We start from the raw sequence: 1750 nt of genomic DNA, 5'->3' as shown, positions 1-1750 counted from the left end.
CTTTTGCAGTCTACATGAAAGAACCTCCTCATCGAGAAACAGTGGCTTACAAACTGTTCGAAGCAGCAGGAGACATGATTCATCATTACTGAAGCTATCAAAATTTTTGAGATCGATTCAGAAACAATCACAGCAGTTGGGATGGTGACTGTGTCTAATATTTTCAAAGGTTTAGAGTGGATTGAACTTATAGCCTCTAAACTAATAACTACCAATATGGAAGCTGCTGGGAAAGTTGTGTTAGCTTATCAAGCGCTGAACAAGTAGTCTTCTCTGAGATTACTTAATCTAATTGGTACTTTGGATGTTTAAAATTTGAATATAGCACTGCTTTATGATTCGAAATCACTAATGGAATAAATTTTAGAATTGAAAGGATTAGGTATGGGGTTGATGAAGAAATTACATGATGCTTTTAATGCAAAAGATTTGGAAACTTTGGATAAATTGATGGCTGATGATTTTGTTTTTGTACGTCATCAAAGTGGAACGGAAGTCACCAAAGCTGAAATGCTTGGTTGGGATTGGTTCAAACCCGGTGCACCAACTGTTATCACCAAGGACTTCAGGGTGATTTACGAAAATGATGAGATTGGGGTTGCTCACGAATTCAACGAGTATCCAGACGGAAGCAAGGAGGCTTTAATGGGTGTTCATACGATCAGGGATGGCCAAGTCACTCGACTAGAAACAGGGGCGACTCCTCTGAAATGATCTCGACTGCTTCAACGGGATTCAAATCGATTGAATCCCCAATCCTCTGATCAGGAGAATTCCATGAATATTTGTATCGTGACAAAGTTTGATTGTTCTTACGAAGAGTTTACGGCAATGCTGGCGGAGGTAGGAGATGACGTGCGCCGCTGCACTTCTGCGTGGGAAGTGACAAAAATGAATGACAATACGGCAGTTGGGCTGTTGAATGTGACTGATATGGAAGGCCTCCAAAACGTCATGTCATCACCAAAGGTTCAAGAATGGAATGCAGCAAACAATGCTGTTGCTGATGTCTATGCACTTGAGAAAATTTCTTAATCAATCAACCACCTGAGATCCCATCCAACCGGATCCCCCCCCATGCTTAAAATCGCTCTTAGATGCTAAGGATCACGCATCGTGTTCACCCCAGAATTACAAGAGGCAACAATGGCTGAACTGCCAAGTGTCAATTTGACCGAAATTGAAAAGATGAAAGTGATTGCCCACGGGAGTCAAGACGATGCTGTTTTTATGTTAAATCTCAACAAATATCTGGATGTTGCTGAGTACCCAACCGGAAAGTTGTATCAAGCCTACATGAAAGTTCTTGAGCAATTGCTAAAAGAAGTTGGTGGAAAGATTCTCTGGAGGACAGAAGTTTTTGGACAGGTAGTTGGCACTCAAGATATCGATGAGGTTCTGGGGATTTGGTATCCCTCACACCAAACATTTCTTAATTTAATGACAGCGCCATCTTCAGCTAAAAACATGAAACTTAGAGATGAAGCAAGTCGGCCACAAAACCGACTCCATGCTCCGGCGCTACCAGCTTATTGATGAGCGGGATCTGTTGGAACTGAAAATGGAAGCACCTACGACACTGCAAAGCCAGTAAACAGGCTAAAATTTGTTGTGATTTTACGTGTCCATATACGTGTCCACCAGCCAGTTTAATGGGCGTAAAATGAGGGTGAACGCGGGAAAACGGAAACTAGAGAAATTTGACTCAAAGCCAGATGGAGTGTGGACTTGAGGGTAGTAGAAGTAAGTT

The 1750-nt window shown here is 41.9% G+C and carries 3 protein-coding genes; all 3 read left to right on the top strand.

The features are described from left to right. The first annotated feature begins 384 nt into the window (after nucleotides 1–384). Complete coding sequence (locus P8O70_01840; GenBank protein ID MDG2195626.1) at nucleotides 385–714, top strand: nuclear transport factor 2 family protein; 330 nt, start codon at nucleotides 385–387, stop codon at nucleotides 712–714. A gap of 63 nt (nucleotides 715–777) precedes the next feature. Next, nucleotides 778–1035, top strand: coding sequence for a hypothetical protein (locus tag P8O70_01835; GenBank protein ID MDG2195625.1), 258 nt, complete (start codon nucleotides 778–780; stop codon nucleotides 1033–1035). 111 nt (nucleotides 1036–1146) lie between these two features. Then, nucleotides 1147–1536 carry a DUF1330 domain-containing protein gene (locus tag P8O70_01830; GenBank protein ID MDG2195624.1) on the top strand — a complete coding sequence of 130 codons (390 nt, stop codon included), beginning with the start codon at nucleotides 1147–1149 and terminating at the stop codon, nucleotides 1534–1536. The last annotated feature ends 214 nt before the right edge of the window (nucleotides 1537–1750 follow it).

It is taken from the genome of SAR324 cluster bacterium (assembly GCA_029245725.1).
Classification (GTDB): Bacteria; SAR324; SAR324; order SAR324; family NAC60-12; genus JCVI-SCAAA005.
Note: the sequence above shows the minus strand (reverse complement) of the source record. Positions and strands in the feature narration are given on the sequence as shown.